This window comes from Glycocaulis sp. (assembly GCF_050485565.1).
GTDB lineage: Bacteria > Pseudomonadota > Alphaproteobacteria > Caulobacterales > Maricaulaceae > Glycocaulis.
Map to the genome: position 1 here is coordinate 386,972 of NZ_JBJHBQ010000001.1, position 25,774 is coordinate 412,745.

Here is a 25,774-nt window from a genome sequence, read left to right on the forward strand (position 1 = left end):
GATGGCCGCCAGACGCGAATGGGACACACTGATCCGGGGCGGCCTCGTCATTGACGGGACGGGCACGACACCAGTGACCGGCGATATCGCCATTAAGGACGGCCGGATTGCCGCGCGCGGCACCGGGCTGGATGCCAGCAAGGCCAAAGACGTGATCGAGGCGGACGGGCTCTGGGTGATGCCGGGGCTTCTCGACATCCACACCCATTTCGACCTGGAGGTGGAGCTGGATCCGGGCCTGCCCGAAGCGGTGCGTCACGGCACCACCACCGTGCTCATGTCCAACTGCTCGCTTGGCATCTGCTTTGGCCATCAGCGCCGCAATGGCGAAGACCCGATCGTCGATTGCTTTGCGCGCGTGGAGAACATGCCCAAGCCTGTATTGCGCAAGGCTGCGGACCTCGCTACCTGGACGACGACGGCTGAGTATCTGGACCATCTCGATACGCTCAAACTCGGCATCAATGTCATCCCCATGATCCCGCACTCCATGCTGCGCGCCGAGGTGATGGGATTGCGGGAAAGCGTCAGCCGCGATCCGCGCGAAGACGAGCTTCAGCGGATGGAGGCGTTGCTGGAGACCGCGATGGGCGAGGGCTATGTGGGCTTTTCCACCGACGCGCTGCCCTTCCACTTCCTGGCCGAAGACCCGCACCGCAAGACCAAAATCCCCTCCCAGTTCGGCAGCTACAAGGAGCTCAAACGCCTGACGGCCATCCTGCGCCGCTGGGACCGGCTGTGGCAGGCAACACCGCCCAAGGACAATCCGGCAGAAGTGTTCCGCAATTTCATGCTGACCAGCGGGCGCGTCCACGGCAAGCCGCTCAAAGTCACCGCCGTCGCCGCGATGGACGTGGCGGCGAACCGCAATCTGGTGAAACTCGCCAAAATCCTGACGCGCTTGCTGAACTCCACGCTCTTCAAGGGCCATTTCCGCTTTCAGGCGCTCGCCGCTCCCTTCCGGCTTTACTGGGACGGGCCGGTCAATCCGCTGGCCGAGGAAATCCCGGAACTGCGCGAACTGAACGAGCCCGATCTTGAAGACCGCGAGGCGCGCCAGCGCATCCTCGCCGACCCGGACTATCAGGCGCGCTTTGCGGCCATGTGGATGCACGGCAAGCAGGGCGGGCTCGCGGGCCTCAAGCGCAAGATGCGCGCCGAGCAGATGGCGTTCGACCGTGATATGGCCCAGATGGTGTTCCATTCGGGCTGCCCGGCAGACTGGGTCGGCGAGACCTTTGAGGATGTGTTCAGGCGCTATCAGGTGAGCTTTGGCATGCCGGACGTTATTCGCTCCGAGGAGGAGCGCGCGGCGTTTGATGCCCTGCCGCTCATGGCGACCACGCCGGATGTGGGCGAGCCCTGGTTCATTATTGGCCTGTTCCAGCTTTACGACACCGACCTGCGCTGGTGGACGATCTCTGCCAACCGGGACATGGAAGTGGTGAAGAAGCTGCTGGTTGATCCGCAGATCTTCCCCGGCTTCAACGATTCCGGTGCGCACCTGACCAATATGGCCTTCTATGACGGCAATCTGCGCTGCCTGCAGCTGGCGCAGGCCGATGGCATGGAACGCGTCGCCGCGCAGGTGAAGCGCCTGACGCGTGATCCGGCAGACTTTATCGGCATCGAAGCCGGCCGGATCGAGACCGGCGATGTGGCTGATATCGCGATCATCGACCCTGAGGCCCTCAAAACCTACGATTCCGATGCCGGGCTCAAATTCATCCATCGCGACGTGTTCGAGCACGAGCAGCTGGTGAACCGCTCTGACGGCGTGGTGACGCATGTGCTGGTTGGTGGCGGACTGGTCTGGACCAGGGACGGCTTCACCAAGGCGCACGGCAAGACGAAGCTTGGCCGGGCGCTGCGCCACCGCGATGCAGGCGCGTCCGCCACAGAGAAAATCGCCGCCGAATAGGCACCGGTTTTTCTGTCAGCTCCTGTTCATCGGCGTATAGTCACTATCCTGACCTTTACAGGGCGAGGGAGGAATGCCGATGGATCGCCGTACATTTCTGGCCACGGGGCTGGCTTTCACCATAACACCTGCAGGCTTTGCGCAAGGCGATAGCAGCGCGGCCATCCGTCAGCTGCTGACAACGGCGACGCAGGCGGCCACGACGCGGCTGGGCCAGCGCGACGGCTTCTTCGGCGATCCGGTGGTGCGTATACCCCTGCCCGGCACGATGCGCAGCGTGCAGCAGCGCCTGCAGCCCGTCGGCCTTGCCGGACCGCTCGATGATGTGGAGATGCGGATGAACCGCGCGGCGGAACAGGCCATGCCGCCCGCCCGGCGGCTGGTCATTGATGCCATCCGTTCCCTGACGATCCAGGACGCCGCCTCGATTATCCGCGGGCCGGACACCGCCGCCACGCAGTACTTGAGAGGGCGCACCGAAACACCGCTGACCGGGCTTTTGCGCCCGCCCATGGAGGAGACGCTCACCGCGTCGGGCGCCTATAGCGCGCTCGACAGTGCGTCCGGCCTGCTCAACCAGCGCTCAGGGCTGGGCGGGCTGTTTGGCCGGGGTGGCAGGTCACCCGCAACCAATTTGCGGGGCCAGCTGACCGACTTTGCCGTGACCCGCGCGCTGGACGGCATATTCCACTATGTCGGTGAGGAAGAGCGCTCCATCCGCCGTGATCCGGTCAGCCGCGCAACAGGGCTTTTGCGGGGGCTGTTTGGCGGCTAGACAGGCCGCATGAACACACGCATCGAACCCTTCAAAGCCATCGCCATTTCCGAGCTTGCCCACCGGCTGAAAGCCGAAGGCAAGCCCGTCATCCACATGGAGTTCGGCCAGCCCTCGACCGGCGCGCCGCAGGCAGCGATCCAGACCGCGCACGCCGTGCTGGATGGCGATGCCATGGGATATTGGGAGAGCGCGCGCTTGCGCGAGCGGATCAGCCGTCACTACCAGGAGCGCTATGGCGTGGAGATTGCGCCGGACCGGGTCATCCTGACCGCCGGAGCATCGCCTGCCCTCCTGCTATCCATGCTGGCCGGCTTTGAGCCCGGTGACCGCATCGTCATGGCGCGGCCGGGCTATGTTGCCTACCGCAATACGGCGCGAGCCGTGCATCTGGTTCCGGTCGAGATTGATTGCGGGCCGGAAACCCGCTTCCAGCTCAGTGCGCAGATGATCGAGGCGCTGGACCCGGTCCCCGCCGGTATTGTCATCACCAGCCCCGCCAACCCGACCGGCACGATATTGCCGCCAGAAGAGCTGGAAGCCATCGCAGAAATCTGCCGGGAACGCGGTATACGGATCATCTCCGACGAGATTTATCACGGCCTGTCCTATGGCATGCCCGCAGCCAGCGTCGCGCGGTTCGACGACACGGCCTTCATCGTCAACAGCTTCTCCAAATACTATTCCATGGTGGGGTGGCGGCTGGGCTGGGTGATCGCGCCAACCGACAAGGCGGAGCTGGTGCGCGCCTATCGCGGCAATCTCTTCCTCACCCCGCCCTCTTTGAGCCAGCACGCCGCGCTGACGGCCATGGATTGTGAGAGCGAGCTCGACACCCATGTCGAGACCTACCGGGCCAATCGCGCAGCTTTGCTCGAAGCGCTGCCACGCATGGGCCTCAATTCCATCGCTCCGCCAGACGGTGCCTTCTATATCTGGGCCGATATCGGCCATCTGACAGACAATTCGATGGCGTTTTGCGAGCGCCTGCTGCGCGAGACGTTCGTGGCGGCGGCCCCGGGGCTGGATTTTGATCCGGTCAACGGGCATCGCTTCATGCGCCTCAGCTTTGCGGTATCAACGCCGCAGGTGAGAGAAGCGATTTCCCGGCTGGAGCCGTGGTTTGCGGCGTTGAAGAAGTAGCCCTCGTCCTTCGAGACGTTCGCTATCGCTCACCCTCAGGCTGAGGGCTTGAACGTAATGATCCCTCATCCTGAGGAGGCCTGAAGGGCCGTCTCGAAGGACGAGGGATCATATTGCCTCTACTTCTTCCGTATCCGGATCAGACCTTCCTGAGCCGTGGAGGCGACCAGACGGCCATCCTGCGTAAAGAGCCGTCCGCGATTATAACCCCGGCCGGAACCCGCCCATGGACTGTCTGTGGAATACAGCAGCCACTCATCCATGCGCACAGGTGCATGGAACCAGACCGCATGATCCAGGCTCGCCGATTGCAGGCCGGGCGAGACCCAGCTCACCCCGTGCGGCTGCATGGAGGTACCCAGCAGCGCCATGTCCGACGCATAGGCCAGCGCTGCGCGATGCAGCAGGGGATCGCTGCCCAGATCACCGCGTACCCGGAACCAGATATGGCGCACCGGTTCCAGCCTGGGCGGATTGCCCGGCGACCACGGGCCGACAGGGCGCAGCTCTATCGGGCGCGGACGGGTGACCATCTGGTAGAAGCCGTCCGGCAGGCTGCCGCGCTGTTCTTCAGCAAGTTCAGCTTCGCTTTTGAGCTCTTCGGGACCCGGCACATCGGGCATTATATCGGCGTGAGACAAGCCTTCTTCGGCGCGCTGGAAGGAGGCGGCCATATTGAGGATGGGCTGGCCCTTCTGCATGGCGATGACGCGGCGGGTGGAGAAACTGCCGCCGTCAAAATCGCGCTCCACGCGGAAAATGATCGGATAATCCTCATTGCCCGCCCGCATGAAATAGGCGTGAAGCGAGTGGATCGAACGCTCCTCTCCAACCGAGCCGGCCGCAGCCATCAATGCCTGACCGACGACCTGACCGCCAAACACCCGCCCCTTGCCGCCGGGATTGCGCGGGCCGCGATAAAGATCTGTATCGATTTCCTCGACACGCAAAAGCCGGGCGAGGCCGTCAGCCAGACCCTGAACATCCTGGCTATCGACAGGCGCAGGCTCAACGGCGCGGGCGGGATCATCTTTCATGGGCGATATCCGGGTTATGCTGCAATGCGACAACAGTCTTAGCAGTTTTTGTCTGGAGGCAAGCCCCGCTCGGCCCACCGCCGCACACGGCCCCAGAAAACACATTATCTGTAATGGTTTATTATAGATGGACGATTAGCCTCTGACGCGATTTCAGCATCACGGACCAAACTTATGACCTGCTCTGCATGCCGCAATGGCGTCGAGGCACCCTTTGATTTCACCATGGCGTTTCACCCCATTCTCGACTTGGCGACGCGGCGCGTCTGGGCCTATGAGGCGCTGGTACGCGGACCCGACGGCCAGGGCGCGGGCTGGGTGCTTGATCAGGTTACGGCAGAGAACCGCTATGCATTCGACCAGTCCTGCCGGGTCAAGGCCATCGAGATGGCATCCGAATTGTTCAACGAGCCGGACGGCCCGCTGCTCTCCATCAACTTCCTACCCAATGCGGTCTATGTGCCCGCCGCATGCATCCGCGCGACCCTGCAGGCCGCCGACAGGACCGGTTTTGCCGTCAACCGCATCATGCTGGAGTTCACCGAGGGCGAGCGGATGGATGATGTAAACCACGTCAAGGCGATCATCCAGGAATACAAGGCGCGCAATCTCGTCACCGCCATTGACGATTTCGGGGCGGGCTTCTCCGGCCTCGGCCTGCTGGCCGAGTTTCGCCCGGATGTCATCAAGCTAGATATGGGCCTCATTCGCAATGTTCATAACGACCATGGGCGCTCGGCCATTATCAAAGGCATCCTTGCCACGGCCAACCTGCTCGATCTGAAAGTCGTGGCGGAAGGTATCGAGACACTGGACGAGATGCTGGCCTTGCAGGCGCTCGGCATTGATCTGATGCAGGGCTTCCTGTTTGCCCGCCCGCAGATCGCTTCCCTGCCAGAGATCAGCTGGCCAGAACCGGTATCTGCGGCGCAAACCGCCACAGCTTAGCCTTCGGACGGCCGTTCAGGCCGGTCATCACGCCCGTCCCAGGCTTCCTCGGCGGCAGGTTCCATGGGCAGGCCCGGATAGCCTTTGAGCGAGTCTGTGAGGGGTTCGGCATCGCGCCGGATCTCCACACGCGACGCGGCATAGGCGTGGACCAGGCGGGCCACTGAATGCAGGGCGTGCATATGGATACGCTCATAGCCATGACTGGCATCAATTCCGAATGTGACGAGCGCGGTTCGCACATCGGCGCCTGATTCAATCGCAGCGGCGGAATCAGAGCGGTAATAGCGGAAAATATCGCGCTGATGCTCAATCTCGTGCTCCCGCGCCAGTCGCAGAAGCTTCTGGGTCAAATGATAGTCGAACGGCCCGGTCTGATCTGCCATGGCGATGGTCACGCCAAATTCGCGGCTATTCTGACCGGGCGCGGTGGTGCCGTTATCGATCGTGATCATGGAGGCAATGTCGTGGGTCAGAACCGAGCTGGCACCATGGCCCACCTCCTCGGTAACCGAAATCAGGAAATAGGTATCAACAGCGAGCTTCACCTCGCCTTCGACCAGCGCCTTGATTGCGGCAAACATGGCCGCGACACCGGCCTTGTCATCAAGATGGCGCGAAACCACGAAGCCATTGTCGAGAAACTCCGGCTGCGGATCAATTGCCACGAAATCCCCGATATTGAAGCCGGTCACGGCCAGATCATCGGCGCTCTCGGCCACTATGTCGGGGCGCAGCTCCACCTGGCTCCAGGCGACGGGCTGGGTGTCTATCTCCTCGTTGAACGTATGTCCGGATGCCTTCAGCGGCAGGATCGTGCCCCGGAAGGCACCATGCTCGGCGGTAAACACCGTGCACCGCGCGCCTTCGGCAAAGCGCGACGACCAGTGGCCGATTGGCACCAGCTCCATGCGGCCATTGTCTTTAAGGAATTTGACCTGTGCGCCCAGCGTGTCGACATGGGCGATCAGGGCGCGGGCGGGCTGGCGGCGCCCGCCCTGCAGTTTCGCGCGGATGGCGCCGCGCCGTGTGATCTCATAGCTGACGCCCAGACGGTCCAGCTCTGCGCAGCACACGCGCGTCACCGCGTCGGTATAGCCGGTGGGGCTGGGTGTTTCGAGCAAGGTCTTGAGAAAACTTGCAATATAGGTGTCATCAATCAGAGGCATCGCGTCAGCTTTCTGTCAGTCCGGGCGGGCCGCCGATAGTGGGAAGAGAAGATCGACAAACCGTTCAGCCGTCGGCTGGGGTTCATGGTTGGCAAGGCCCGGTCTCTCATTGGCCTCGATGAAAACATGATAATCCTCAGACGGGGCGGCCACGATAAAGTCCATGCCCGCAACGGGAATATCAATGGCTCTGGCTGCCTTGAGGGCGCTAGCGGCAATCGCCGGACTCAGCTCGGCTGTGACATCGTGCAGGGTGCCGCCGGTATGCAGATTGGCCGTGCGGCGCACACGCAGATGTTCGCCGCGCGGCAGGACATCATCGAGATCATAGCCGCCAGCCCTGACGCAGCGCGCGGTTTCGTCATCAAGGGGGATACGCGATTCCCCTTGCGTCGCGGCGGCGCGGCGGCGTGACAGACGCTCTATCAGTTGACGGATGGTCCGCTCGCCATCACCCAGAATTTCCGGCGGCTTGCGCAAGGCGGCGGCTACTATTTCGTCATTGATGACGAGGACACGCAGATCATCGCCCTGCACGCATTCCTCGATGAGAACATCGGGGTTCACGCGGGCGGCCTGCTCCAGCGCGGCGTCCATATCCTCAAGGGTTTCAATGCCGACGACCACGCCGCGGCCCTGTTCACCGCGCGACGGCTTGACGACAACAGAGCCGCACGTCTCCAGAAAAGCTGCGCGCTCGGCCTTGCGGGCGCTGGCACTGAGCTGGCGGGGTACCGGCACGCCGGCTGCTTCCATCAGGCGGCGGGTCACGGCCTTGTCGTCACAGCGGCTCATGGCAATGGCAGTGGTCAGCTCTGAGAGCGATTCCCGGCAGACCACCGTGCGCCCACCCCAGCTCAGCTTGAAAAAGCCGCCCTCGGCATCAAGCACCTCTACACCGATACCCCGCCGGCGGGCCTCATCGACGATGATGCGCGCATAGGGGTTCAGCTGCTCTTCAGGCGGCGGGCCGATGAAGAGCTTTTCGTTGATCGTGTTCTTGCGCTTCAGGGTGAAAACCGGAATGCGCTTGAAACCGAGCTTTTCATAAAGCGCGATGGCCGACTGGTTATCGTGGAGTACGGACAGATCCAGATAGGATGCGCCGCGCGCCTGGAAAAGTTCGGCCAGCCGGCGGGCCAGCGCCTCGCCAATCCCCGGCTGGCTAGCGCGGGGGTCCACCGCCAGACACCAGAGTGACGATCCGTGTGCCGGATCATCGAAGGCACGGGCATGGTCCACCCCGGTCACGGCGCCCAGGATTTCGCCTGTCTCATCGTGCTCGACCACGAGAAAGGTGAGTGTGCGGCTGTCGCGTTGCCGCCAGAAAAACTCCGGATCAACAGGCACCATGCCGCGTGCGCGGTAGATGCGGTTGACCGCCTTGGCATCAGCCTCAGAACACAGCCGCCGCACGAAATAGCCGCGCAGCGGTGTCTTGCGGGCGCGATAGGTCGCCAGATCGAGACGATAGGTATGCGAAGGGTCCAGGAAAATTTCCTGCGGCGCCGCCGCGAGCGCAACATGGGGATCGCGGATATAGAACGCGATATCGCGCTTGGTGCTTTCCTCGCTGCGCAGGACATCGACCAGCGCCTCGGCGGTTTCAAACGTCTGCGCAAAGGCAAGGCGGCCCCAGCCACAATCCACCACCACATTGGCGGGCAGGGATGGAGGCGCTGCATCGTCAGCACCCGGAATAGCAGCGCGCATCGACTGATCGCGCATGCGCTTGAGCCGGTGGCCCATCGGGTTTCGCTTGCCGGACTTGCGTGGCTGGCTCATCGGCCGCCTCCGATCTGTCCCTGATTACACATTATGCGCTTCAAGCCACATGGCCAGCAGGCCGATCTGGTAGAGCTTTGATCCGCGCAGCGGGGTGATGTGTGCCTCGGGATCATCGAGCAGCCGGTCGACATAGCCGTCCTTCACGATACCGCGCGCACGAAAACTGTCCGATGTGACCGCATCGCGGACACGCTCCAGATAGGGGCCGCGCAGATATTTCAGTGCCGGAACAGGGAAATAGCCCTTGGGCCGGTCGATAACTTCCGATGGTATCACATCACGGCCCACATCCTTGAGAATACCCTTGCCGCCTTCGGCGATCTTCAGCTCGGCCGGCACACGCGCAGCCAGCTCCACCACCTCGTAGTCGAGGAAGGGTACGCGCGCTTCCAGGCCAAAGGCCATGGTCATATTGTCCACCCGCTTGACCGGATCGTCGATCAACATGATTTCGGTATCGATGCGCAGCGCCTTATCGATCGGGCGCTCTGCACCGGCTTGCGCAAAGTGCTGGGCGACAAATTTGCGGGCGAAATCGCCATCCGCCCAGCCTTCGTGCAACAGCTCGCCCATTTCGGCGCTATCGCGGTCGAAGAACGCCTTGGCATAGGTCTCCACCGCATCATTGGCGTCCAGCATGGGCGGATACCAGTGATAACCGGCGAAAATCTCGTCTGCGCCCTGCCCGGACTGGACGACCTTGACGTGCTTGGAGACCTCCTCGGACAGCAGGAAAAAGCCCACGCAGTCATGGCTGGTCATCGGTTCGCTCATCGCACCAATGGCCCGCTCAAGCGCCGGCAGGGCGCGCGCGGTGTCGATACGGATCTGATGGTGATCGGTCTTGAAGCGTTTCGCGATTATGTCCGAATACTGAAATTCGTCGCCTGCTTCCTCGCCAACGCTTTCAAAGCCGATCGAGAATGTTTTCAGCCCGGTCTGCCCGGCCTCGGCCAGAAGGCCGACGATCAGCGAGCTATCAAGACCGCCCGACAGCAGCACACCAACTGGCACATCAGCGACCAGGCGGCGCTTTACCGCCAGACGCATGGCGTCAGCGACACGCTCCTTCCATTCATCGCGCGACAGTCCGGCCTCGTCATCACGCGGGCCGAAGGGGAGCGTCCAGAATCTGCGCTCGGAGCGGGTTCCGTCCGGCTCGATCCTCAAAAGCGTGGCCGGCGGCAGCTTGCGCACGCCCCTCAATATGGTCCACGGCGCAGGAACCACGGCATGGAAGGAGAAGTAGAAGTTGAGCGCCTGTGGATCGATTGATGTATCGATATCCCCGAATGCGAGAAGCGCAGGAAGGCTCGACGCGAAGCGGAATGCCCCTTTGGTCTCGCTGTAATAGAGTGGCTTGATGCCCAGCCGGTCGCGGCCAATCAGTACACGGCCGGAATCGCGCTCAACGATTGAGAAGGCGAACATGCCGTTGAGGCGCTGAACGAAATCCTCGCCCCAAGCATGATAACCCTTGAGCAGAACTTCCGTGTCGCCGTCGGAGAAGAACCGGTAGCCCTTTGCTTCGAGCTCGGCGCGCAGCTCCTTGTGATTATAGATACAGCCATTGAACACGGCGGACAGGCCGAGCTGCGAATCCACCATGGGCTGCTGCGCGGCGTCGGTAAGGTCGATGATCTTGAGCCGCCTGTGGCCCAAAGCGGCAGCCCCCTGAACATAGAGCCCGCCAGCATCCGGCCCGCGCGGCGTCATCCGGCCCGTGACCGCTTCCAGCGCGGAGATGTCGGCGGGTTCGCCGTCAAAACGCAATTCACCGGCAATACCGCACATACAAAATGCCTCCTCAAATCAATACTGTTGAAAAATCCGGATGATCCGCCGCAACCGGCGATGAGTTTTCCAGATATGATGCCACAGACGAAGTTCAACCGTATGCGGCAGATCCGCAAACAGCCATGATCTCCATCGTAGACCATCTAACGCGGCACTTTCCAACGCGATCCCTGCCATCTGCCAGTTTTCTGACGGAACTGCCCGGCATGAGCGGCGTTTACCGACGGGGCGCGAAAGGAGAACGAGATGAATTCCGACGAGATCAAGGGCAAGTGGAAGCAGCTGACCGGCGACATCAAGAGCCGCTGGGGCAAGCTAACGGATGACGACCTGGAACAAATTGACGGCGAGAAGGACAAGCTCGTCGGCAAGTTACAGGAGCGCTACGGGAAGACTCGCGAAGAAGCGGAGAGGGAACTGGAAAACTGGTAGTTTTCCCGCTCTGACAGCCATCACATTGGTGCTGCGCCCGCCGGTCCGGCGGGCGCAATGCGTTGCGCCAACCGGAACCGGGCTCCGCGCCGAAACGTATATCTTAAGGTTGCCTGGGCCGCTGCGCGAGCGATCACAACGGAGACCTCCCTGATGACAAGCCCACTCATCTTGCGCCTGCGCCAATACGGCAAGCTGGGAGATCCAGCCGCCCAAGCGCTGCTCGCCTGCAGAAAGCACAACCGCCTGGTGGAGCCGGGGCACTGCCTGATTCAGCAGGCAGAGAAGACTGACATGCTGTTCTGGATCGAAAGCGGCTGGGCAATGCGTCACCGCAATCTCGCTAATGGACGGCGCCAGATACTCAACCTTCTGCTGCCGGGCGATATTTGCGACCTTCAGGGTCTGGTCGATACGCGCGCCGACCATTCGGTGACAGCGATGACCGCGGCGATGGTCTGCGAGGTCGAACCTGACCGGTTTCTCGATCTGCTCAATGCCGACCCCGAAATTGCGGCCTCGCTGCTCTGGAGCGTCGTCCAGGAGGAAGGCATATTGCGCGAACACATTGTCCGTATCGGCCGCAGGAGCGCGCGGGTGCGCCTCGCCCACCTTCTGCTCGAGCTGGTCCGCCGGCAGGCGCTCGGGGGCGGCCCCAGTGACGGCCTTATCGAGGTTCCCGTTACCCGCGAGGTGATGGCTGACTGTCTGGGTCTGACGCCAGTGCATGTGTCGCGTACACTGAGCGAATTGCGCCGTATGAGTCTGGTCGAGCTGCAGCCGCGCGGCCGGTTGCGGATCACGGACATCGACACTCTGGCGCGCGAAGCCGATTACGATACGCGATATCTGCATCTGGCCCGGCCGGGTCATGTGCTGGACCGGGCAGGTGCCGGGCAGGCGTGATGCCGGGCACATAACTCATGTTAGCGCGCCGTGCGCGCGCAATTGTTAAGGGAAGTGGGCGTTACACAAAGGAGGAGGCGGCAATGCCGCCAGCCTCATGTCCATTTCAAAACTGCCACTCGCCGTCCGGCTGCACCGGTATGGTTTCCTGCTCTCGGCCGACCTTGTGTCTGCGGGACGCGCGCTGAATGCGCTACTGGCCGCCACCCCGGCCAACGACACCCTTACCCACACCGCCAGCCGTGAGCGCGAGCTGTTTCGCCGATTGACGTGCGAGCTGCAGCAGGCCAGGCCCCGGCCAAAGACCAATCTTCGCATTCTTCCGTCTTCGGTCCCGGTCAGTCCTGCCTCGTTTGCCGCCGCGCTGTGGGGGCTGCCCTTCACCGCGCGCGCGACGGTTTTGCTGGTCTGCGTGGAGGGGTATTCGCTGACCGAGGCTGCGTTCATCGTGAATTTGCCCTTGCACCGGGCCGAGGATTTCATGCTGAGCGGGATCTCCGCCCTGCAACCGGATCTGGAATGACAAAGGCCCCCGCGCATTACTGCACGGGGGCCCAGACTGTCAGCACAACGCGCTATCTAGAAGGCGTCATCATCTGACGTAAGGCGCTCGATATCGGTTTCGGTGACCGACCGGGCATGAACTTCCCAGCCATCACCATTGTGCTCGAGCGACAGGCTGGAAAAGGCGATCCGGCCCGTTTCACCCAGCATGTTGAAGAAGCCGCTATCGCGGACGACCGCATACTCGGCCTGGCCATCGGCGCTCAGTTCAACATCACGGATTACGGCAATCGCTTCGCCATTGGCACCGTGAACCTCGGCGCCGGACAGGTCAGAATAATAGAGCGCGGTGTCAGACCGCTCCTCGACCAGTTCCAGCGACATGGTGGAGCGATCACCATCGGCAACTGCCTCCATGTCCGCTTCCGTCACGTTTGCCACAACGGTGATTTCACCGTCATCGGCATCGTGGGTGATCGTGGCGGAAACCGCATCGACCTGAACCTCGTCACCGAACACGCCCAGAAAGCCGCCATGGGCGACAATGATCGCCTCGACCTCGCCTTGCGTGCTCATGCGCAGATCACGGATGGGGGCAGAGCCACCATCATATTCAAGGTCGGTCGATGTCAGGGTGCGGGCCGTCAGACGGGTGCGGTCGGGCATGATGGCGCTGCCCAGAGCATCGCCGGTTTCAGACGCCCAGTCGCCGGCATCCTCGGCGCGGTCATCGGCCCACTCGCGGGCTTCCTGCGTGCGGTCCGGGCTTCCGGCCGGCGGCTCGCCAGCCAGTGCCACGGGCGAAAGCAGCGCGCCACCGGCAATAATCGTGCATGTTTTCAGAAACATTTTCATGTCTACCTCCATTGCATCGGGAGTCAAAAGCTCCTAGGTAGACAACTGCGCCCTCTACGAATCTGTTCCGGATTTAATCAAAAAAAGCAGGCCACAATCTATGTTATGGCCTGCCTTGAATGGTGCGTGAAATTTCAACCAAGTTACACTGGCGGGCGTCCCCGGAATGCCTGAATGATGGCAGACAGAACCGCCAGACCCAGCGCGATGACAAACAGCACCTGCGCAATTGTCGCGGCCGCGCCGGCGAGCGTCATGAAGCCCAGAACCGCGCATATGATGGCGATGATCAGGAAAAGCAGTGCCCAGCCAAACATGGTCGTGTTCCTTCCAGATCAGGATGCTTCAGCCGGCTCGGCGGCAAAGAACAGGGCCTGACTGATGGTCGCGGCCACCGTTTCCGGCATGAAGGGTTTGGTGATGAGATAGGTCGGCTCCGGACGTTCCCCCGTCAGCAAGCGCTCAGGATAGGCGGTGATGAAGATCACCGGGACATCCTGTCCGGAAAGGATGTCACGTACGGCGTCGATGCCCGAGGAATTGTCTGCCAGCTGAATATCGGCGAGAACAAGGCCCGGGCGGTGCTGGGCTGCCTTCTGTACCGCCTCGCCGCGTGTGCGGGCGGTGTCGCAGACCCGGTGGCCAAGGCGCTCGACCACGGTTGCCAGATCAAGCGCGATGATCGGCTCGTCCTCAATGATGAGCACAGATGTCGCCAGGCCCTGCTCCAGCTCTTTCTGCGCGCTGAGAAGGGCGTTTTCGGCCTGCTCCGTGCTGATACGCATGATGGTGGCCGCGTCCTCAAGGCTGAAGCCCTCTACCGAGGTCAGCAGCATCACCTGACGGTGCAGCGGGGTAATCTCCGACAGGCGCCGGTCGAGGCTCGATGCCGGATCTGCGCCGCCTGAGCTGTCCCAGGTCGCATGAAAAAGCTGATAGAGTGCAATCTTGGGGCTTTGATCGCGGTCAAAGCCCTGCGGGTTGGCCAGAACGGCTTCCAGACAGGCGCGCACATAGGCGTCCCCGCTCGCCTGCGACCCGGTCAGAATACGGGCATAACGCCGCAAATAGGGAAGATGCGGGCGAATAGCGTTTGAAAAACTCATCAGTCTCCTCCGGACGAAACTCTTATGATAACGCGCGTTCTGCAGAACCGGTTCCGCCAACACCGATCAAATGCAGCAAAGCGGCGGAACCGGTTCCTCACCGGCGCGTTGTCTGCCTCAAGAGGAATAATACGCTATGATGGTCCACATGCGATGAGGGGTCGGCTTTCCGCCGCGTAGCGCAGCCGCAAAGAGCAAGTATGAGTGCAATGAACAAGTCTGACGACAAACCGGATGCGCAGGCGGTCAAGAGCCGTCAGCGTGTCATAGGTGCGCGCCTGCAGGCGGTATACGACGATGTCGTCCGCCAGGGCGTGCCGGACGATTTTGAGCAGATGCTGGCTGCTCTCGACGAGCTGGAGGAGCAGCCCGGCGCCACGCCGGGTAGCGGCTCCCGCGGAAATGAGGGCTGACACATGGTTGGCCCGCAATGCGATACAGCTGCGGACGCGCCTGCAGAGCCCCTGCCCGTCGCCGAATTCAAGCGGGAAATGGCCGAGGCAATCCCCTATATGCGCGCCTTCGCGCGGTCGCTGACGGGCGACGACAGCGCTGCAGACGATCTGACCCAGGATGCGCTGATGAAAGCGTGGAATGCGCGCAAACGCTTCCGCGCGGGGTCAAACTTCCGTGCATGGATATTCACGATCGTGCGCAACCAGTTTTACTCCAATTGCAGGCGGAGCTGGCGCCAGGTGGCCTGGGATCAGGAACAGGCAGACCGGACGCTGACGGGGCCCTCGTCGATGAATGGCGTGATGGAACTGGACGAGACACGCCGTGCGCTGCTGGAACTGCCTGACGATCAGCGCGAGGCGATCATTCTCGTCGGTGCAGGCGGCTTTTCCTATGAAGAGGCCGCTAGCATATGTGGCTGCGCCATCGGCACGGTGAAAAGCCGGGTAAGCCGGGCGCGGGCAGCGCTCGCCGCCATTCTGGAGTCCGGCCCCAGGCAGCGTTCGGCGGGCGACGAGATCAAGCCTTCCCAATCGGCAGAACTCATCATGGCAGAGGTGAAATCCCTCACTTCGGGGGCCTGACGCACTTGCTCGGGGGGTTATCGGAAGCTCTGGAGAACGGATCGCGCAGAGGGCTGCGTGTCCAGCTGCTTGCCGTTCTCACCCTGGCGCTTACGCCCATGCTTCTCCTGTCGAGCGTGCAGGGCATCATGGAGTATGAGCAGCAGCGCCAGCGTGAGATCGACCGGCTTCACACCGCTGCACTGGCGGCATCGGAAGCGATCACGGCGGCATTCTCACGCGCCGACGGCAAGGCAGGGGCGATTGCGTCCTGGTCTTTCGCCCTGATGGATGATCCGGTTGCGTGTGTCAGGACGCTGCAGCACATGACGCAGGCCGACATCACCGTCTCCAATATCGCGGTTCTGGACGCCGATGGCGAGCTTATCTGTTCGGCGGTGCCCCCCTCCGGCTCGGAGCGCAATTTCAGCTCGCGTGACTGGTTCCAGGCCCTGCGTGAGGGTGCCGACCGGACCCATAGTGACGTCGTTTTCGGCAGCATATCCCAGCGCCAGGTCGTCCTGACAGTGCGCCGCCTGCGTGCACGCCCGGATGCTGACGGCACCGATCCCGACACGTTCGCTGGTGTGGTCGCCGTGGCGACAGACATGGACGCTGCTGCCCGGCTGGTGCGGCGCGAGCGGCTGGGCACCGACGCCCAGATTGCCCTTATCAGCCGGCAGGGCGCGCTGAAGCTGGAAGGCAGTACCATCAATGATGATGTGTTTGAGAACGTTGCTGTCGGCACGCTTCTCGAACAGGCCCGGCCCGGCGAGGCTATCCGCGCGCAAGGCACAGGCGTGCGCTCAGACTATGAGGTGATCGTCGCATCGCTGCTCCCGGAACGGCTCGGCGTTGCAATCGCTGCGCCCGCGCGCGTGTTCGAAAGCTGGAGCGGTGTCAGCGTCATCAGCACATTTGCCATCCCTGCCCTGATGACATTGCTGGTGCTGGTGTGCGTCTGGGTGGCGGTGGATTACTTCATTCTGCGCTGGCTGACCTATTTGCAGCGCATTGCGCAGCTTTATGCTGCCGGACGGCTCGACCTTGTTCCCCAGCGCGCGCGCAAGGCGCCGCGCGAAGTGGCAAGGCTCGCCGCCGTCATGGAGCAGATGGCCGCCTCGCTGGATGAACAGCGCACCGAACTGGCCGAAGCGGTCGATCAGCGCTCCGGCCTGCTTCGCGAGATCCATCACCGCGTGAAGAACAATCTTCAGGTCATTGTGAGCCTTCTCAATCTGCAGTCGGGCCGGATAAGCGACCCGGCGGCCGCCGAAGCGCTGATGGATGCCAGGCGGCGGATCAACGCGCTCGCCCTTGTTCATCGCAGCCTCTACGAGACTGATGATCTGCGCTTTATCGAAATTGCTCCCTTCCTGAAGGATCTGATCCATAACCTCGCTGAGGTGCTGGGCGGCCATGACAGCAATATCAGCGTGGAGATCGAGTGTGAGGAGCTGGCGCTTAGCCCCGACCAGGCTGCGCCCATGGCCCTGTTTGTGACCGAAGCGGTTACAAACGCCTTCAAACATGCCTTTGCGGGCAGGGATTCCGGCAGGATCGTCGTGCGCCTGATCTGCGGTGATGACGATCAGTGCGAAATTGCCATTGGCGACAATGGCAATGGCGCATCCCCGCAAGCGGGAACAGGCACTGGCTCATCGCTGATGAATGCCTTTGCCCAGCAGCTGGGCGGCCAGTTCACGACACGGGTCAGCGCGCTTGGCGGGTATGAAGCGGCTGTCGCCTTCCCGGTCAGCAAGAGCTGGGACAACTGACCGCTCCGGGCTTGCGCTCAGACGGTATCGAGATTGCAGGCACGTACAACAACAAGGCCCGTTTCCGGGACAAGTCCGGCGCATGCGGCAGGCACGCGCTGCAACCCGCCTCCGGCACCGTAGAGCCGGATCATCAGCACCTGACCGGCTTCCGGGGTGTCGGCGGCATCTTCAACAATTTCGCCAAAGCGGTGGCCGCGATCGGTGATGACCGCCGTACCCGCCGGTACCACACTGTCCGCGTCAGCAAGCGCTATGCTCGCGGCAGCCTGCTGCGCGAGAAGATCGTGCTCGCCAAAGGGTACAACCACCACGCCGCGACGGGCGTCGAAGAGGACGTCTTCGGCGTCAATACGCACCGGAAGAGCTGGCCGGAAGCGGGCGGCAAAGCGCGAACCTGCTCCCACCCGCATCGTGAACGCGACAGGCGAACCTGCCTCGTCATAATGCACCTGGTCGATATAAGCCTCGCCGTCGGCGAGCCGCACCTGGAAGTCCTGCAACGCGTCAGCCGGGGCCGCCGCAGCCGGCACAAAGCGGGACTGGCCAGATTGCGAACCTGCCAGAGTTACAGCTGTGCTGGCGGCAAGACCGGTCAGGGCAGCGGCGATCATCGATCCGATAGCCATGTGCATCGCGTCATACCTCCATTGAGAAGATTAACGCGCACGGCACTGTCAGGTTTCAAATATCTGCCCGGATGCGCGTGCGGCAGGCATCGATGAAGCGGTCGAACAGGCGGCGCATATCGCGCCGATGGGGCAGCAGTTCAGGGTGAAACTGCACACCGAGGCGCAAGGCTCCGCCCCGTGCCTCAATCGCCTGCACACCGCCGTCTGCTCCGCACGCCGTTGCCTCAAAGCCAGGCGCTACGGCGCGCACGGCACGGCGGTGCAGGCTGTTTACGCGCAGCGTGCCTGCGCCGAACACGCTGGCGAGGAATGAGCCGGGCAGCACCTCGACCGGCTTGCGGAACAAGGCGTAGCCGAGCGGGCCGTTCGGCCAGTTCTTGGTCACTTCAGGATCGAGCCGCTGGTGCAGATCTCCGCCCGCCTTGACGTTGAGCATCTGAAGGCCCCGGCAAATGCCCATAACGGGGATTGCGCGCGCAAAGGCGATGTCCAGCCAGGCCAACTCCAGCTCGTCACGCTCAAGGTCAAACCGGCTTTCAACCTCCATTTCCGCATTATACCGGCTGGGGTGGATGTCGAGCCCGCCCAGAAGGATGAGGCCATCAACCCTGCGGGGCTCCGGGCCGGGCGGCTTGCGCAGGCGGACTGGCCTGCCACCCGAAATGCGGATGATGAGCGAGGTCAAAGCTCCGACCAGCCGGTCGCCGCGCGGCGCACCGATATATCCGATGACAGGTCTCAAAATGCGCTAATCCATGGGCTTGTAGGAGATTTCCGGCGGCAGTTTGCCAAAGCGCGCCAGATGGGATGCGATGAACAGGACCCCCAGGGCCGAGCGAGGGTCATCTTCGGCCATCAGATCGATATCAAGGTCTGACCTGTCGGTCAGGCGGAACACGATATCGTCTATCGCTTCACCAGCCGACTTCGCGCTGCCCAGCGTGCCAAGAAAGCGGCCGACACGTTCAAAGAGATTACCGTCTGATGCCTGCAGATGCTCCCACGCTTCGGACAGCTTCTCGGCGTATTCGGTCTCCGAGAACGCCTCAGACACCGCAGAGGGCATCCAGATCATCGGCACTTTCGAGCGATGACCGATTTCCGGCACGCCGGGATCAGACTGGATACGGCCAAACAGGGTCTGCTCCAGCAACAGGCGGGGATAGTCCACGCCCGACAGCTTGGAATGACGCACGCCCGCCCAGAAACGGGCATTGATCTCGATGAGGAGGGGCGTGTCGTCCTTATTGCCGGTCCACATGAAGTCGGCCTCGAAAATCCCGTCCCAGCCGGTTTCGCGCGCAATCCGGCGGACCGCCTCCACGAAGGGCGCTGTATCAACCGTTTCGCGCACCACGCCCGCGCCGTGCTCCTTGGGGAATTGCTCCAGATTGGTGTAGGCCGAGCAGATGACGAGCTCGCCCTGACGGCACAGGGCCGAGACGCAATAGTCCTCTCCCGGTGCCAGCGATTGCGCGAGAATGACATCCTTCTCACGAAGACCGGCCGCATAGGCATCCAGCTCATCACCGGACTCAATCTTGCTGATGCCGCGTCCGCCCGCGCCTTCAGACGGTTTGACGAGGAAGGGATAGGTGAAACCTTCCGGCTCCTTAAGTCCGGACTTTCCATCCCCGATGATCTCGGTCGCAGGCGCGGGGATATCCGTACCCGATATCGTCTCGGCCAGATGGTGCTTGGGCGTAACCTTGGCAATCGCAGCGGCGTCCGGCGCGGCAATGGTGACATGCGCCGGGAAGCGATGACGCTCGCGCGCCAGCAATTCCATTTCCTCAAACACCGGCATGATAATCACGGCCTCTCCGGCATAGCGGGCGCACGCCTCGACCATGCCGTTCACGAACCCTTCCGGGTCGCTGCGGCAATCAGCGGTAACGATCGCTTCGTCGCAATGCTTGGAGAAGCCGAGCGGGGTCATGTCCACGCTGTCAGCGGCCACGATGCGCCCTGCCAGATCACGGCAGGACTCAGCGATCGTCAGCGCCATCAGGCTGCGCGCATAGGTGATAATCACGACCGGTTGTTTCATACGCCGAAAACGCGCCCGGCAGGATCGGGTTCCAGCCAGCTCGCATGCGCAAACAAACCTGACAGAGCCAATTTTCTCTGATAAGAGAAATGCATCAGAAAAAGAAAACGGGGAGTCCGGTCATGACGGGTATCATCGCAAAACTTGCGCTAGCAGGTGTTCTGGCCTTCAGCCCGGCCGCGCTTGCGCAGGATTATGACGTTGTTCTCAATAATGGGCGCGTCATCGACCCGGAAACCGGTCTTGATGCGATCCGCCATGTCGGCATCCGCGGCGACGAAATTGCCATCATTTCCGAAACTCCGCTGGAAGGCGCGCGCACGATCGACGCCACAGGCCGCATCGTGGCGCCGGGCTTTATCGATCTGCACGGCCATGGCCAGAACACGCCGTCGGGACGCATGCAGGCAATGGACGGCGTAACGACCACGCTGGAACTGGAATCGGGCGTGCTCCCCGTAGCCGATTTCTACGACCGCGCCGCCGAGGAAGGCCGTCCGATCAATTACGGTGCCGCCTCAAGCTGGGCCCATGCGCGCATCGCCGCCGTCATGGATGTCGAGCCCGATGCCGACACCTACTGGTTCTTCCGATATATCGGTGATCCCCGCTGGCAGACGGAGCTCGCCGATGATGAGCGCCTGTCGGCAATCCTGCGCCATATCAATACCGGGCTGGAAGAAGGCGGGCTGGGCATCGGTATTCTTTTGGGCTATGCGCCCGGCGTCAGCCGGGGCGAGTATCACGCCGTCAACGCGCTGGCCGCCGCGCGCGATGTACCCACCTTCACCCATGCGCGGTTTTTGAGCGCTATCGAGCCGCAAAGCTCGTTCGAGGGCTTTCAGGAGATGGTGGCCGTGGCCGCCGCCACCGGCGCCCACATGCATATCAGCCATCTCAACTCTATCAGCCTGTCCGACATTGACCGCATCGCGGAGATGATCGAGGGGGCGCAGGCACGCGGGATAAACATCACGGTGGAAGCCTACCCCTATGGTGCGGGCGCAACCGGTATTGGCGCGGCGATGTTCCGCGGGCCGGACTGGCGCGAGCGCATGGGCGGGATCGAATATTCCGACTTTACCGTGCGAGGTGAACCGCTCGATGAGGAGCGCTTCCACGATCTGCAGGAAAACGCGCCGGGTACCGGCATTGTCGTTCACTTCCTCAATCCCGATGAGCGCCCGGAGCATCAGGCTTATCTCGACCGCTCCATCCTCTTCCCCGGCGGGGCGATCGCCTCTGATGGCGGACCGTGGTCCGTCGGCAGCGAGCGCCTGACCGGCGATGTCTGGCCGATCCCGGAGGATGCCCATTCCCACCCGCGCAGCGCCGGCACCTATGGCCGCTTCCTTCGCATCTATGCGCGCGAGCGCGGCGTGATCGACTGGCCGGAAGCCATTGCCAAGACCAGCTTTTACCCTGCCCGCATCCTTTCTGATGCCGTGCCGCAAATGCGCCGCAAGGGCCGTCTGCAAGCCGGTATGGACGCCGATATCGTGGTCATCGACCCTGAAACGGTGGCCGACCGCGCCACGTTCGAGCGGCCCGCCCAGGCATCAGTCGGCTTTGACTATGTGATCGTGAATGGCACGGTGCTGGTCGATGGCGGCGAGTTGGACACCTCCGTCCTGCCCGGCCGCCCGGTCCGGGGAACAGTAGCCAGCGGGGCGGAGTAGGGATTATGGCTGGCAAGGCGGTAAGGCCCTGCCAGCCGTTCCCGGCCCGCTGATTGACTCTTTGAAATCCGGAAAGCAGCGGTTTTCCTGTCCTACCGGACGAGGAACCAGTCATGCAGGGTGCGGGTGATTTCCGCTATCGCGCGCTCGCGCTCGGCAATCGGCGCGGCGCTTTCCTTCACGAACACCACCACCACGATACGCCGCCCATCCGGCAGGGTGATAAGCCCGGCATCGTTGACCGTGCCCCCGATCGTGCCGGTCTTGTGGGCAATTTGCGTACCGCCGGGAAGCAGACCCCTCAGCCGCCCGGCCCCGGTGCGCGTGCGCCCCATGGAGGCGAGCAGAAACCCGGTACTGGCTTCGCTGAGCGCCTCGCCTTGTGCGATACGCGCGATCAGGCGGGCCATGGCGCGCGGGCTGGAAGTGTCGCGCGGGTCGGCATCAAAATCGGGATTGGGTTGCTGGCCGCGCTGGAATATCTGCGGGTCCGTCTCCAGAGCTGCCGGCACAGTGTGGATGAGCGGGCCATCGGGCAGGGCGAAGAAATCACGGATCAGCCCTGCCGTATCCCGGTCCACGCGCTGGTCCTCAATCCCTTGCGCGCGCAGCCATTGAGTGACCGCCTGCGGCCCGCCAGCCAGCTCGGTCAGCATGTCGGCGGCGGTATTGTCACTCTCGGTGATGTTGAGCTCGATCAGATTGGCGACCGACAGCGCCACACCGGGATGGATCAACCGGTTGGCGATCACATCGGAGAGCACATAGCGCTCCTGCGGGATATCCACCATCGTGTCCAGCGACAGCTCGCCTGCGTCCACCCGCGCCAGCACCGCTGCAGCTACCGCGATCTTGAACGTGCTGGCCATGGGGAAGGCTTCATCGGCGTTAAGGCCCACCGCAGGACCGCCCTCAAGGGCAAAGGCCATCACGCCTACACGCCCGCCCGCGATCTGTGCCAGCGCGGCGATGCGCGCCTCTATCGCGGCGGTTTCGCTCTCTTCCAGCAAGGCGGCATGGCTGACGCCGGTCTGCGGCCCCGTGCAGAGGGCGGTGCCCAGCACGGCTGCTATCAGGACATGTCTCATGCGCCGGCCTCCTTGCGCATACGCATCAGCTTCCAGACGCCGAGCGTCAGGAGCGGCAGGACGAAGACCGCGATAATCGCGAAGGCCAGCATGCGGTAGCCATTGGCGATAAGAGCGATCAGGCCGAACCGGTCTGCCACCACCATGGCCGCGAGCAGTATGACGGAGGTGACCGCAAGACGGGTGCGTATGCCGATGGCGCGGGGCCGCACGGCCGATATCCGCTCATTGACGGCATGGACCGCGCTGACGCTGGTTTCCACCAGCGCGACGAACACCATGAACTGGAAGGCCATCTGGAAAGCGGGCGAACCCAGACGCTCCAGGATATAGTTTGACGGCAGGGCCGCGCCGGAAATCTCCGGGTAGAAGGCGATCATGCAGGCGAAGAAGAGAAGCGCGGGAAGCGCGGCCAAAGGCCCGGCAAGCGCGCCTGCAATAATTGCGTCCTTGCGGCTGGTCAGATGGCGCAGCATGGGCAGGATCACCACTGCGCCGATCACATTATAGCCCGCATAGGTGATACCGCCGGACACCCAGCCCGTGGCCGGAATACCGGCATCAAGACCGGCGAGGATATCCCCGCCAAATTGGGTGAAACACATCACCACGAAGACGAGATAGACCAGATAGAGGAAGAGCGAGGCGTATTTGAAAAGCCGCTCCACGCTTTCCTGACCAAGAGCGGCGAAGATGAGGATGGAGAGCGCCAGAGCGGCCGATCCCACCAGGTTAGGCAGGTCGAAAAGCGCCGCCCCGATCTCGCCTGCTGCCGCGCCGAACACGGCAAGGATGAGGAACAGGAAGAGCAGATAGGCGATCTCGAAGAGCGGCCAGAACGGGCCGAGCAGCGCCTTGAAGAAGGCGAGATAATTGGCGCTGCGCGTAGCGTACGCGAAGACGAAGGTCAGCGCGCAGATACCGCTCCACAATGCCGTGACCAGCACCAGCCCCAGCAATCCGCCCACCGGGCCAGATGGCATGAAATACTCGACCAGCTCGCGCCCCGTGGCATAGCCCCCGCCAATCACCACCGCCTTGAAGGCAAGGCCCGGCAGGATCAGGCGCTGAAAGAGGCTGGGCGGCGCGCTCATTGGGCGAGGGCTGCTTCCGGCTCAAGGCAGGCTTCTACCAGCGCGTCGAACGCTGCGCCTCCGCGGATCGGATCTGCGCATGGCAGGCCAGACCGGCGTGTCTCCGCCTCGATGGCGCGGCGTGCCTCGTCTTCTGACAGCTTGGAGGTGTTCAGGCTGATCCCGCCCACCCGCACATCCGGGTTCACCCGGCGCGCATGCATCAGGTTGAGCTCGATCACCTCCTCGATGGAGGGAATGGGATAGTGCGCGTCGAGACCGATAATCCGTTTACGGCCAAACTCGTGGCAGATCACCAGCACGTCGGGCTGGCTGCCATGCAGGAGGCCCAGCGACACGCCCGCATAGGAGGGATGAAAGAGCGAACCTTGCCCTTCGACAATATCCCAGTGATCGGCTGGCGCATCGGGAGACAGGGCCTCGGCAGCGCCCGCCAGAAAATCGCTGACCACCGCGTCCATCGGCACGCCGCCGCCCGCGATCAGAATGCCGGTCTGGCCGGTGGCGCGGAAGGTTGCCTTGGCTCCGGCGCGCGTGAACGCCTGGGTGAGTGCCAGCGCGGTGTATTTCTTGCCCAGCGCGCAGTCGGTACCCACGGTCAGCAGGCGCTTGCCCGTGCGCTTGCGGCCCGTACCGAGCGGCAAGCCGGCGGGCGGGCGCCGGACATCGATCAGCTGGCGGCCCAGACGCGCCGCGGCCTCTTTGAGCTCCGGAACCCCGGCCAGCGGAGCGTGCATGCCCGAAATGATGTCGAGACCGGCTTCCATGGCTTCGACCAGCGCTGGCACCCAGGCCGGGCGGATAGCCCCGCCCATTGTCGCCGCGCCGATAACCAGCGAGCGGGCGCCTGCGCGAGCCGCCTCTGCCGGTGCCATGACCGGAAGACCAAGCCGTAAGGGGTTTCCCGGCAAGGACCATTCGGCCACACACTGATCCGGCACCCAGTCGCGCAGGCCCGCCGCCGTCTTGGCATAGGACAGGTCAGTGACATCGCCAAGAAAGAGCAGGTAAGGCCGGGGGAGGGAGAGAACACTCATCAGGCCGCTTTCCTTTCCGGCAGACCCCACCCTTCAGGCGGGCATACAAGATGGCCGTTTTCATAACGCGCAGGCGGATCGCGGTCGGCGGACAGATGCCAGGGCCCATCCAGATCGACCACATCGCAGAGCTGGCCGACTATTGCCGCCGGTCCGCATGACAGCGAGGTGCCAACCATATTGCCGACCATGACGCCAAGGCCATGCTCGCGCGCCAGATGCGCCATTTTCAGCCCTTCGGTGAGACCGCCGGACTTGTCCAGCTTGATATTGATGATGTCGTAAATGGGCGCGAGCCGGGCAATGTCCGCGCTGGTCTGCGCGCTTTCATCGGCGGCCAGCGGGATGGGTGCGTTGAGCCCTGCCAGCGTTTCGTCCGCACCAATGGCACAAGGCTGCTCAAGAAGGCTCACCTTCTCCTCGATCAGGCAGGGCAGAAGCGCCTCGGTTCCGGCCCGGTCAAACGCCTGATTGGCGTCTACCCCGATCCAGACTTCAGGCGCAGCGGCGCGCACGGCCCGCACACGCTCGGCATCCAGCCCATCGCCGATCAGCTTGAGCTTGAGAGCCTTCGCATAAGTCAGCGTGGCCGCCTTGGCACCCATCGCCTCAGGGCTGTCAGCGCCCAGAGTGAAGGTGGTGAGCAGAGGCGAGGTTTTGCCCAGACCGGCCAGCTGCCAGGCCGGCTTTCCCGTCTCGCGCGCTTCAAGGTCCCACAAAGCGCAGTCCACAGCGTTGCGGGCACCGCCCGGCGGCAGGAGGTCCTGCAGCGCCTCGCGCGTGATACCCGCTTCGATCTGCGCGCGCACCGCCTCGATCTGAGCCAGCATGCTGGCTCCCGTCTCGGCGTGATAATAGACCCCGGTGGCCTCGCCCCGGCCGTCAAGGCCGCGGCGAGACAGGGTGCACACCACCAGATCAACCTTGTCCATCACGTGTCCGGTAATCCGGAACGGTGTTTTCAGGCGGACCGGCTCGATACGCACAGTCAGGGAAAGGGGCGTTGTGACAGGCAT

General features: G+C 62.9%; 25 protein-coding genes. 11 read left to right on the forward strand and 14 right to left on the reverse strand.

All coding sequences use genetic code 11. The annotated features are described in order from the left end of the window. Position 1 precedes the first annotated feature (1 nt). The 3 genes from ACQ5ID_RS01675 to ACQ5ID_RS01685 all read left to right on the forward strand — a co-directional run bounded on the left by ACQ5ID_RS01675 (position 2) and on the right by ACQ5ID_RS01685 (position 3,839). A complete protein-coding gene (locus ACQ5ID_RS01675; protein ID WP_429910740.1) occupies positions 2-1,921 on the forward strand; it encodes an N-acyl-D-amino-acid deacylase family protein in 1,920 nt (639 codons plus the stop codon). A gap of 79 nt (positions 1,922-2,000) precedes the next feature. Further along, the gene (locus ACQ5ID_RS01680; RefSeq protein ID WP_429910741.1) at positions 2,001-2,696 is read left to right on the forward strand and encodes a DUF4197 domain-containing protein; all 696 of its coding nucleotides are present in this window, start codon (positions 2,001-2,003) and stop codon (positions 2,694-2,696) included. A gap of 9 nt (positions 2,697-2,705) precedes the next feature. After that, entirely contained in the window at positions 2,706-3,839 is a 1,134-nt protein-coding gene (locus ACQ5ID_RS01685) for a pyridoxal phosphate-dependent aminotransferase (RefSeq protein WP_429910742.1), read from the forward strand. Between the two features lie 119 nt (positions 3,840-3,958). Here the strand turns inward: ACQ5ID_RS01685 and ACQ5ID_RS01690 are convergent, their stop codons facing one another. Then, positions 3,959-4,876 carry an acyl-CoA thioesterase gene (locus ACQ5ID_RS01690; RefSeq protein ID WP_429910743.1) on the reverse strand — a complete coding sequence of 306 codons (918 nt, stop codon included), beginning with the start codon at positions 4,874-4,876 and terminating at the stop codon, positions 3,959-3,961. Between the two features lie 174 nt (positions 4,877-5,050). Here ACQ5ID_RS01690 and ACQ5ID_RS01695 point away from each other — a divergent pair, with 174 nt between their 5' ends. Continuing rightward, a complete protein-coding gene (locus ACQ5ID_RS01695) occupies positions 5,051-5,824 on the forward strand; it encodes an EAL domain-containing protein (RefSeq protein ID WP_429910744.1) in 774 nt (257 codons plus the stop codon). Here ACQ5ID_RS01695 and ACQ5ID_RS01700 read toward each other — a convergent pair. From ACQ5ID_RS01700 to ACQ5ID_RS01710, 3 genes are read right to left on the reverse strand one after another with little or no spacing between them, the layout of a single operon-like run. Beyond that, complete coding sequence (locus ACQ5ID_RS01700) at positions 5,821-6,993, reverse strand: osmoprotectant NAGGN system M42 family peptidase (RefSeq protein WP_429910745.1); 1,173 nt, start codon at positions 6,991-6,993, stop codon at positions 5,821-5,823. The genes ACQ5ID_RS01695 and ACQ5ID_RS01700 overlap by 4 nt on opposite strands. Before the next feature lie 15 nt (positions 6,994-7,008). Then, positions 7,009-8,778 carry an N-acetylglutaminylglutamine synthetase gene (gene ngg, locus ACQ5ID_RS01705; protein ID WP_429910746.1) on the reverse strand — a complete coding sequence of 590 codons (1,770 nt, stop codon included), beginning with the start codon at positions 8,776-8,778 and terminating at the stop codon, positions 7,009-7,011. Between the two features lie 24 nt (positions 8,779-8,802). Next, positions 8,803-10,575 (reverse strand): N-acetylglutaminylglutamine amidotransferase, encoded by a 1,773-nt coding sequence (locus ACQ5ID_RS01710; protein WP_429910747.1) that lies wholly within the window; start codon positions 10,573-10,575, stop codon positions 8,803-8,805. Between the two features lie 249 nt (positions 10,576-10,824). On the opposite strand from ACQ5ID_RS01710, the gene ACQ5ID_RS01715 reads away from it, so the two are divergent. The 3 genes from ACQ5ID_RS01715 (at position 10,825) to ACQ5ID_RS01725 (ending at position 12,439) form a co-directional block, all read left to right on the forward strand. Beyond that, positions 10,825-11,010, forward strand: coding sequence for a CsbD family protein (locus tag ACQ5ID_RS01715; RefSeq protein ID WP_429910748.1), 186 nt, complete (start codon positions 10,825-10,827; stop codon positions 11,008-11,010). A 153-nt stretch (positions 11,011-11,163) separates the two neighbouring features. Then, on the forward strand, positions 11,164-11,916 hold the full coding sequence (locus ACQ5ID_RS01720; RefSeq protein ID WP_429910749.1) for a Crp/Fnr family transcriptional regulator: 753 nt from the start codon (positions 11,164-11,166) through the stop codon (positions 11,914-11,916). Positions 11,917-12,013: 97 nt separating this feature from the next. Further along, positions 12,014-12,439 carry a hypothetical protein gene (locus ACQ5ID_RS01725; RefSeq protein WP_429910750.1) on the forward strand — a complete coding sequence of 142 codons (426 nt, stop codon included), beginning with the start codon at positions 12,014-12,016 and terminating at the stop codon, positions 12,437-12,439. A gap of 56 nt (positions 12,440-12,495) precedes the next feature. On the opposite strand, the gene ACQ5ID_RS01730 is transcribed toward ACQ5ID_RS01725, so the two are convergent. The 3 genes from ACQ5ID_RS01730 to ACQ5ID_RS01740 form a co-directional block, all read right to left on the reverse strand. Further along, on the reverse strand, positions 12,496-13,275 hold the full coding sequence (locus tag ACQ5ID_RS01730; RefSeq protein WP_429910751.1) for a PRC-barrel domain-containing protein: 780 nt from the start codon (positions 13,273-13,275) through the stop codon (positions 12,496-12,498). A gap of 143 nt (positions 13,276-13,418) precedes the next feature. Next, the gene (locus tag ACQ5ID_RS01735) at positions 13,419-13,592 is read right to left on the reverse strand and encodes a DUF1328 domain-containing protein (RefSeq protein ID WP_429910752.1); all 174 of its coding nucleotides are present in this window, start codon (positions 13,590-13,592) and stop codon (positions 13,419-13,421) included. A gap of 18 nt (positions 13,593-13,610) precedes the next feature. Continuing rightward, entirely contained in the window at positions 13,611-14,381 is a 771-nt protein-coding gene (locus ACQ5ID_RS01740; protein ID WP_429910753.1) for a response regulator, read from the reverse strand. A 200-nt stretch (positions 14,382-14,581) separates the two neighbouring features. On the opposite strand from ACQ5ID_RS01740, the gene ACQ5ID_RS01745 reads away from it, so the two are divergent. From ACQ5ID_RS01745 to ACQ5ID_RS01755, 3 genes are all read left to right on the forward strand, one after another. Then, the gene (locus ACQ5ID_RS01745; RefSeq protein WP_429910754.1) at positions 14,582-14,794 is read left to right on the forward strand and encodes a NepR family anti-sigma factor; all 213 of its coding nucleotides are present in this window, start codon (positions 14,582-14,584) and stop codon (positions 14,792-14,794) included. Positions 14,795-14,797: 3 nt separating this feature from the next. After that, positions 14,798-15,421 (forward strand): sigma-70 family RNA polymerase sigma factor, encoded by a 624-nt coding sequence (locus tag ACQ5ID_RS01750; RefSeq protein ID WP_429910755.1) that lies wholly within the window; start codon positions 14,798-14,800, stop codon positions 15,419-15,421. A 98-nt stretch (positions 15,422-15,519) separates the two neighbouring features. After that, entirely contained in the window at positions 15,520-17,178 is a 1,659-nt protein-coding gene (locus ACQ5ID_RS01755) for a sensor histidine kinase (protein ID WP_429910756.1), read from the forward strand. Positions 17,179-17,195: 17 nt separating this feature from the next. On the opposite strand, the gene ACQ5ID_RS01760 is transcribed toward ACQ5ID_RS01755, so the two are convergent. Genes ACQ5ID_RS01760 through ACQ5ID_RS01770 form a run of 3 tightly spaced genes read right to left on the reverse strand, consistent with a single transcriptional unit; the run spans position 17,196 to position 19,860 of the window. Next, positions 17,196-17,813 (reverse strand): hypothetical protein, encoded by a 618-nt coding sequence (locus tag ACQ5ID_RS01760; protein WP_429910757.1) that lies wholly within the window; start codon positions 17,811-17,813, stop codon positions 17,196-17,198. A 49-nt stretch (positions 17,814-17,862) separates the two neighbouring features. Then, positions 17,863-18,552 (reverse strand): gamma-glutamyl-gamma-aminobutyrate hydrolase family protein, encoded by a 690-nt coding sequence (locus ACQ5ID_RS01765; protein WP_429910758.1) that lies wholly within the window; start codon positions 18,550-18,552, stop codon positions 17,863-17,865. 6 nt (positions 18,553-18,558) lie between these two features. Beyond that, positions 18,559-19,860 carry an ATP-grasp domain-containing protein gene (locus ACQ5ID_RS01770; RefSeq protein WP_429910759.1) on the reverse strand — a complete coding sequence of 434 codons (1,302 nt, stop codon included), beginning with the start codon at positions 19,858-19,860 and terminating at the stop codon, positions 18,559-18,561. A 122-nt stretch (positions 19,861-19,982) separates the two neighbouring features. Between ACQ5ID_RS01770 and ACQ5ID_RS01775 the strand changes: the two genes are divergently transcribed. Next, the gene (locus tag ACQ5ID_RS01775; protein ID WP_429910760.1) at positions 19,983-21,539 is read left to right on the forward strand and encodes an amidohydrolase family protein; all 1,557 of its coding nucleotides are present in this window, start codon (positions 19,983-19,985) and stop codon (positions 21,537-21,539) included. Positions 21,540-21,631: 92 nt separating this feature from the next. Here ACQ5ID_RS01775 and bla read toward each other — a convergent pair whose 3' ends face one another. The 4 genes from bla to ACQ5ID_RS01795 are packed head-to-tail and all read right to left on the reverse strand — an operon-like array spanning position 21,632 to position 25,774. Continuing rightward, on the reverse strand, positions 21,632-22,627 hold the full coding sequence (gene bla, locus ACQ5ID_RS01780) for a class A beta-lactamase (protein ID WP_429910761.1): 996 nt from the start codon (positions 22,625-22,627) through the stop codon (positions 21,632-21,634). Beyond that, positions 22,624-23,721, reverse strand: a complete 1,098-nt coding sequence (locus ACQ5ID_RS01785; RefSeq protein ID WP_429910762.1) for a YkvI family membrane protein — start codon at positions 23,719-23,721, stop codon at positions 22,624-22,626. The genes bla and ACQ5ID_RS01785 overlap by 4 nt, the downstream gene beginning before the upstream one ends. Beyond that, positions 23,718-24,758: a DUF1611 domain-containing protein gene (locus ACQ5ID_RS01790; protein ID WP_429910763.1), complete on the reverse strand. Its 1,041-nt coding sequence runs from the start codon at positions 24,756-24,758 to the stop codon at positions 23,718-23,720. Before ACQ5ID_RS01790 ends, ACQ5ID_RS01785 begins: the two co-directional genes overlap by 4 nt. Further along, positions 24,758-25,774, reverse strand: a complete 1,017-nt coding sequence (locus ACQ5ID_RS01795) for a dipeptide epimerase (protein ID WP_429910764.1) — start codon at positions 25,772-25,774, stop codon at positions 24,758-24,760. Before ACQ5ID_RS01795 ends, ACQ5ID_RS01790 begins: the two co-directional genes overlap by 1 nt.